Source organism: Helicobacter sp. MIT 14-3879, from assembly GCF_003364125.1.
In genome coordinates, this window is record NZ_NXLP01000002.1 from 249,081 (window position 1) to 255,957 (window position 6,877).

At 29.1% G+C, this 6,877-nt stretch carries 7 protein-coding genes; 4 read left to right on the top strand and 3 right to left on the bottom strand.

What is annotated here, in order from left to right; translation table 11 throughout:
• Nucleotide 1: 1 nt before the first annotated feature.
• Both CQA44_RS02650 and CQA44_RS02655 read left to right on the top strand, forming a co-directional pair.
• Nucleotides 2-1,213, top strand: a complete 1,212-nt coding sequence (locus CQA44_RS02650; RefSeq protein ID WP_115545728.1) for an NAD(P)/FAD-dependent oxidoreductase — start codon at nucleotides 2-4, stop codon at nucleotides 1,211-1,213.
• 33 nt (nucleotides 1,214-1,246) lie between these two features.
• Nucleotides 1,247-1,804, top strand: coding sequence for a hypothetical protein (locus CQA44_RS02655; protein ID WP_115545729.1), 558 nt, complete (start codon nucleotides 1,247-1,249; stop codon nucleotides 1,802-1,804).
• On the opposite strand, the gene CQA44_RS02660 is transcribed toward CQA44_RS02655, so the two are convergent.
• From CQA44_RS02660 to hemL, 3 genes are read right to left on the bottom strand one after another with little or no spacing between them, the layout of a single operon-like run.
• Nucleotides 1,794-2,243: a hypothetical protein gene (locus CQA44_RS02660; protein WP_115545730.1), complete on the bottom strand. Its 450-nt coding sequence runs from the start codon at nucleotides 2,241-2,243 to the stop codon at nucleotides 1,794-1,796. The genes CQA44_RS02655 and CQA44_RS02660 overlap by 11 nt on opposite strands.
• Nucleotides 2,243-2,509 carry an AtpZ/AtpI family protein gene (locus CQA44_RS02665; RefSeq protein ID WP_115545731.1) on the bottom strand — a complete coding sequence of 89 codons (267 nt, stop codon included), beginning with the start codon at nucleotides 2,507-2,509 and terminating at the stop codon, nucleotides 2,243-2,245. Before CQA44_RS02665 ends, CQA44_RS02660 begins: the two co-directional genes overlap by 1 nt.
• A complete protein-coding gene (gene hemL, locus CQA44_RS02670; protein WP_115545732.1) occupies nucleotides 2,502-3,794 on the bottom strand; it encodes a glutamate-1-semialdehyde 2,1-aminomutase in 1,293 nt (430 codons plus the stop codon). The genes CQA44_RS02665 and hemL overlap by 8 nt, the downstream gene beginning before the upstream one ends.
• Nucleotides 3,795-4,052: 258 nt before the next feature.
• Here hemL and CQA44_RS02675 point away from each other — a divergent pair, with 258 nt between their 5' ends.
• Together CQA44_RS02675 and CQA44_RS02680 are read left to right on the top strand one after the other, a co-directional pair.
• On the top strand, nucleotides 4,053-5,213 hold the full coding sequence (locus CQA44_RS02675; protein WP_115545733.1) for a NifS family cysteine desulfurase: 1,161 nt from the start codon (nucleotides 4,053-4,055) through the stop codon (nucleotides 5,211-5,213).
• A gap of 41 nt (nucleotides 5,214-5,254) precedes the next feature.
• Complete coding sequence (locus CQA44_RS02680) at nucleotides 5,255-6,235, top strand: iron-sulfur cluster assembly scaffold protein (protein ID WP_115545734.1); 981 nt, start codon at nucleotides 5,255-5,257, stop codon at nucleotides 6,233-6,235.
• The last annotated feature ends 642 nt before the right edge of the window (nucleotides 6,236-6,877 follow it).

The window sequence follows — 6,877 nt, forward strand, 5'->3', positions numbered from 1 at the left end:
AATGAATAGGGTAAAAATTTTAATCTTGGGCGGTGGTTATGGTGGATTAAAATGTGCTATAACTCTTCAAAAAAATATTTCTAAAATCAATGCAGACATTACCTTAATAAGCAAACACGACTATCATTATCAATCAACTCTTCTTCATAAAGTGGCAGTAGGGACATATAGTGCTAGGAAAGCTAGAATCTACTTTAGAAAAATATTAGATGAAAATAAAATTAAATTTATCAAAGATAAAATAGTTAGGATAGAGCAAAGTAGGGTTATTGGAAAATTCGATGAATATAACTTTGATTATTTAGTAATAGCACTTGGATTTAAGCCAAATACTTTTAGCATAAAAGGTGTAGATGAGTTTGCCTATACACTTTATTCTGTGAATTCTGCTTTAAAGATTAGAAAACATATAGAAGATAAATTTAAAGATTTTAAATTTAATAAAAATATAGATTCTAATAATGACTTAGCATTTAATGTTTGTGGTAGTGGCTTTACAGGAGTTGAGTTTGCAGCAGAACTTGCAAGTCAAAGCAAGGAATTAGCCAAAATATGTGGTATTAACGAAAACTTAGTTGCTATCAATTTAATAAGCAAGAGTGCTCAAGTATTACCTATGTTTGATATGAAGTTAAGATTAAAGGCAGAAGAAAAGCTAAAAAAATTAGGTATAAATCTTATTTATGGCAGTGTTGTAGAGTGCAAAAAAGATAGTGTTGTTGTAAAAAATGAAGATAGTATTTTTGAGGTAAAAGCTCATACTACGATATGGACAGCAGGAGTAAAAGGCAATGAAGCTTTAGATAATTCTATTTTTGAAACTAAAGGCAGTAGAATAAAAGTTAATGAATTTTTGCAGATTTCAGAATATGGCAATATTTTTGTTTTAGGAGATTGTGCTATTGCTGCTCAAAGAGATATTATCCACGCACCTACCGCACAGCTTGCAAATCAAATGGGCGAATATTGTGCTTATAGTTTGATTGATTTATTAGATAATAAGCCAATTACAAAAGCATTTAAATTTATCCATAGAGGAACAGTTTGCTCTATTGGTCATACAGATGGGGTTGGTTTTATTTTTAATATAAATGTTGCAGGTGAGATTGCGGCGTTTTTTAAAAATATCATTGAAAATAGATGGATTCTAAGCATAGGTGGAATAATTAATGTGCTTAAAAAAGGTCAGTTTAGGTTTAGAAGCAGTAGCTAATGTTATAATTAATCAAAAATTTAAAGGAAAATTATGAATGATATTAGTAAGGATATTATAGAAGCTGAATTAATTAGCGGTATTAGCTTGTGTATTAATGATTTTAATTATGATAAAAAGGAGGTTTTGATAATAAATGCAAATAATATAGCTTTGTTAAATTTTATTTCTACTTTTAATATTAATGTGCATTATGTTGGAAGTTTAGATAACATATCAAGTAATATAAATACTTATTCTCGTGCAATAGAATTAAAAACTTCTAAATTTGATGTAATAGTTGATTTAGATAATAAAACAACCACACAGTATGCTAGCCTTTTAAAAAGTAATGGAATCTTGATAATAAATTTAGATGATTTAAATATAAATAAAATAAAAGAATCTAATTTTAATGTTAAGATGCCTTTCAAAATCGAGGGTAAATTTTATTTATTTTTATCAAATAGATTTCACCCATTAGCAGACTTTTCATCACAAAAAGTAGATTTAATAAGTGATTTTAAATATTATAATGAGGGCATTCATAGGGCAGTTTTTGCATTACCAAACTACCAAAAACAAGCATTGCGTGGAGTAATTAGGAATTAAATTTTTTATACATAAAAATTATGCTTGATATGCTAGAAATTATTATACCAAGCATAAATGGAATGATAAAAAAGATTTTATTGTTTATTAGTGCTATTACCCCAAATGCTAATAATGTATAAGAAAGTATCCTAAAAATTCCAATTGATAATTTAAAACCTATAACAAATCTCTCTTTTTTAGGAAGATTAGATTCTTTAGATTCTACACTTTTTTCTAATTGTCTTAATTTAGAATCTGTAATATTATTTGATACTGTTTGTATGGGTTTTATAGATTCTAGATTTGCCATAAAATCTAGCTTTTTCATTAAAGTTTTGTATGAGCTATAAATTATCAATAATGTCCCTATAAATGCTACTTCAAAACTTGCTAAAAAGTTTATATTAATTATTGTAATTACAATAATTGAAACAAAATTAATTAGCAATATAGACATTAAAAGTCTCTTTTATATTTTGGATCATTTGCTATTTTTTCAAAATCTCTCAATTCAGCTCTATATGCTTTATATACATTTAATATAGCAGCAGCTACTCCCCAAAATACACCAATCCAAAGCACCCAAAAAACATTAAAAATCTTTTGCATTAGAATACCACTTCCAATTCCTAGTAAAATTGCTACTATTATCGAGATTCCAAGTGATAGTCCCTTTGCACCTATGATTATTGCCCTAAACTTTGATTCTTTGTTGTTATCCATTTCTTATCTCATCAAATACTATTTCAGAATCATTTATTACTTTATCTATTGTTTCTTCATTCATAGGGGTGCATATAAATCCACTCTCAAAAGTTGATGGGGCAAAATACACACCCCTTTGAAGCATTTTTTGATGAAATTTAGCAAATAAACCAGTATCACTATTTTTTGCATCATCAAAATTTTTTACTTCATTATTATTAAAGAAGAATCCAAACATACTTCCTCTAACACAAGTTTGCATATTAAATCCAAAATTATTTGCTTTATTTTTTATTCCATTTGTTAGCCTAATTGCAAGATTTTCTAAGTTCTCATATATATTTTTTATATTTTTTATTTTTAGCAATGTGCTATATCCAGCAGCCACAGCGATAGGATTTCCGCTTAGTGTGCCTGCTTGATATACATTTCCTAAAGGGGATAACATATTCATAATATCATCTCTTCCACCAAATGCAGCTAAAGGGAATCCTCCACCAATAACTTTACCAAAAGTAACTAAATCAATTTCAGTATTATAGTAATGATTTGCACCCTCCAAAGCTGCTCTAAATCCACTCATTACTTCATCAAATACTAATAATGCCTCATATTTATCACATAGTTTTCTAACGCCTTTTATAAACTCTACATTAGCAGGCACTAATCCCATATTCCCAGCAATAGGTTCTATTATTACACAAGCTACATTGTTACTAGCTTTAAAACAAGATTCTAAAGAATCTAAATCATTATACCTAGCTACTAATGTATGTTTGCTAAAATCACTAGGCACACCCGGAGAGCTAGGACTACCAAAGGTAGCACAGCCGCTACCTGCACTCACTAGTAAAGAATCGTTATGTCCGTGATAACAACCATCAAATTTTATAATATCATCTTTTTTACTAAATGCACGAGCTAAACGTAATGCACTCATAGTAGCTTCTGTTCCACTATTTACTAGACGAATTTTATCTATTCCATCATATATTGATATTATTTCTTTTGCTAGCTCTGTTTCTAAAATAGTCGGTGCTCCATAACTAACCCCCTTTTCAAGTGTATATTTTATTGCATCAATTACATCAGCATCTCTATGCCCTAGAATTAGTGGTCCCCAGCTTTGGATAAAATCTATATATTCATTATTATCTTCATCAATTAAATAGCATTTATAAGCACTTTTTATCATTCTAGGGTTGCCATTTACAGAACCAAATGCTCTAACAGGTGAATTCACCCCACCAGGAATAACACTTTTTGCTTCATTAAAAGCATCAATAGAGTTTATAATATCCATTATTTTGCCTTTTTGTAATTTAATATTTTAATATTAAAATAGTAAGAATTATACTATGATAATATAGAAACATAAATGAAGCTTTAAATCTATTTCAATCAAAAAAAATTTATTTTTGATAGAATTTTTAATATAATATTTATTCATTAAATATTCATTAAATAATAATTTTTATTAATTAAAACTATATTAAACTATTTGTATTTATCGTATTTGAATTTGAATTTTATTTTAAGGAATTAAAAAAGGAATTAAAAATTGAAAGAAGTATATTTAGACAATAACGCAACCACAATGGTTGATAAAGAAGTAAAAGAGGTTATGGATGAATATTTTTGTCGCTATTATGGGAATCCAAATTCTTTACACTCGTTTGGAACAGTTACACATAAAGCAATAAGAGATGCTTTTGACCAGCTATATAGTGGTATTAATGCTAATGAAGATGATGATATTATAGTTACATCTTGTGCCACAGAGAGCAATAATTGGGTGATTAAGGGCGTGTATTTTGATGAAATATTAAAAAAGGGTAAAAATCATATTATAACTACACAGGTAGAACACCCTGCTGTAAGCTCTACTTGTGCATTTTTGGAAGAATTAGGAGTTGAGGTTACCTATATACCTGTAAATGATAAAGCAAATATCGATATTAGTGCTATTAGAGATGCAATTACCTCAAAAACTGCTTTAGTAAGTGTAATGTGGGCTAATAATGAAACAGGAGCAATTTTTCCTATTAAAGAAATTGGCGAGATTTGTAAAGAAAAAGGGGTTCTTTTTCACACAGATGCTGTTCAAGCGATAGGTAAGATTAAAGTAGATTTAAAAGAAGTAAATGTGGATTTTCTATCATTTTCTGCTCATAAATTTCACGGACCAAAGGGAGTTGGAGGGTTGTATATTAAAAAGAACGTGGAATTAACCCCGCTACTTCATGGTGGAGAGCATATGAGAGGTAGAAGAAGTGGAACTCTAAATGTCCCATATATCGTAGGTATGGGAAAAGCAATGGAGTTAGCTAATAAATGGCTTGATTATGAAGGCAATAAGGTAAGAGAATTAAGAGATAGATTGGAAAAAGCCTTAATTAAACATAATGATATTTTAATTATTGGCAAAGATACCCTTCGTGTGCCAAATACGATTTTGGCAAGTATTAGAGGAATAGAAGGGGAAGCAATGCTTTGGGATTTGAATAAAGCAGGAATTGGTGCATCAACAGGAAGTGCATGTGCTAGTGAAGACTTAGAGGCAAATCCTGTTATGACTGCTATTGGTGCAGATAAAGAACTTGCTCATACAGCAGTTAGATTATCATTATCACGTTTTACAAGTGATGAAGATATAGATTATACAATTAGCGTGCTAGATAAGGCTATAAAAAGACTAAGAAGCATATCTAGCTCTTATTGAAATTATAAAATAAAAAATTTTAGAATAAAAAAGGATTAACAATGAGTAAAGACACATTATTGGGTGGTTCATTATGGGAAGCTTACTCTAAAAAAGTTCAGCAAAGAATGGATAATCCTACTCATCTTGGAGTTATAACACAAGAAGAGGCTGATAGTAGAGGATTAAAATTAATAGTAGCTGATTATGGTGCAGAGGCTTGTGGTGATGCTGTTAGATTATATTGGCTAATAGATTCTAATGACATTATAATTGATGCAAAGTTTAAGAGTTTTGGTTGTGGAACAGCAATAGCTAGTTCTGATATGATGGTTGAGCTTTGTCTTGGTAAAAAAGTGCAAGATGCAGTTAAAATAACAAACCTTGATGTAGAGTTTGCATTACGTGATGACCCTGATTCTCCAGCTGTCCCAGGACAAAAAATGCATTGCTCTGTTATGGCTTATGATGTCATTAAAAAAGCAGCAGCAATGTATTTAGGCAAGAATCCAGAGGATTTTGAAGATGAAATTATTGTATGTGAGTGTGCTAGAGTTAGTTTGGGAACTATTAAAGAAGTAATTAAACTAAATGATTTAAAAACTGTTGAGGAAATTACAAATTATACAAAAGCAGGTGCTTTTTGTAAAAGTTGTATTAAACCTGGCGGACATGAAGAAAGAGAATATTATTTAGTAGATATTTTGCGTGATACTAGGTTAGAGATGGAAGCAGAAAGTGTAAGAGAAAATGCAGCAAAACTAAGCTTAGGAGAGCTTGGTTTTGCTGATATGACAACTGTTCAAAAAGTAAAAGCCATAGATAAAGTTATTGATGAAAATATTCGTCCTATGCTTATAATGGATGGTGGAAATATGGAAATTATTGATATAAAAGAAACTAATGATAGTCACATTGATGTTTATATCCGATATCTTGGTGCTTGCAATGGTTGTGCCAGTGGTTATAGTGGAACTTTATTTGCAATAGAAGCTATTTTACAAGAGAAATTAGCAGAAAATATCCGCGTTTTACCTATATAATCTTTTATAATCTTTATCCACTTAAATAAAAAAATTTAAGTGGATTCTCTTCTTAACTTAAATCTTTAAAGTGAATTTATATATTTAAGAAAGCTAATAATTAAATTAATATTTTTATAGCAAAAAATTATAAGCCAATTAAGCCAACAAATTATGGCTTAGCATAAAATTTTATTTGTAAATTTTTTTACACATAAATAAAAAATCAAAAATTATAAATGATTATTTGGGTTAAAAACTTTAATATAGTAAAAAACATATTTGCAAAATCAACTTTAGTGGCTAATATAATAGCAGTAAATACTAAAATACTTCTTAAACTCCCCTATTATCTTTGGGATAAGGCGGATATGATATTTTACATAGTTAAGAATTTGCTAAATAAGCTATGATAATTAACACCAAAGTGCCTAACGATAAATGGAATAAGTGTAGCTAAAAGTGGAGTATTTGTTTAATCCTTTGCTAAAAGTTAGAAGTTGATTGTAGCTTGCAGAGCAAGTCCTATACTATAATCAATTGTCTATATAATGCATCATTATGAATCCTTAAATTTTAGAATCTAGATTCTATCACAAAGCTCTACAAGCTTCAAAATACAAGCATAGATTTTAAAATAATATAAGCTTTGTTATTTGAAGT

Bases quoted from the DNA above. Each gene is read 5' to 3' on its own strand.
- CQA44_RS02650 (WP_115545728.1), top strand. From the start codon at position 2: ATGAATAGGGTAAAAATTTTAATCTTGGGCGGTGGTTATGGTGGATTA.
- hemL (WP_115545732.1), bottom strand. From the start codon at position 3,794: ATGGATATTATAAACTCTATTGATGCTTTTAATGAAGCAAAAAGTGTT.
- CQA44_RS02660 (WP_115545730.1), bottom strand. From the start codon at position 2,243: ATGTCTATATTGCTAATTAATTTTGTTTCAATTATTGTAATTACAATA.
- CQA44_RS02655 (WP_115545729.1), top strand. From the start codon at position 1,247: ATGAATGATATTAGTAAGGATATTATAGAAGCTGAATTAATTAGCGGT.
- CQA44_RS02665 (WP_115545731.1), bottom strand. From the start codon at position 2,509: ATGGATAACAACAAAGAATCAAAGTTTAGGGCAATAATCATAGGTGCA.
- CQA44_RS02680 (WP_115545734.1), top strand. From the start codon at position 5,255: ATGAGTAAAGACACATTATTGGGTGGTTCATTATGGGAAGCTTACTCT.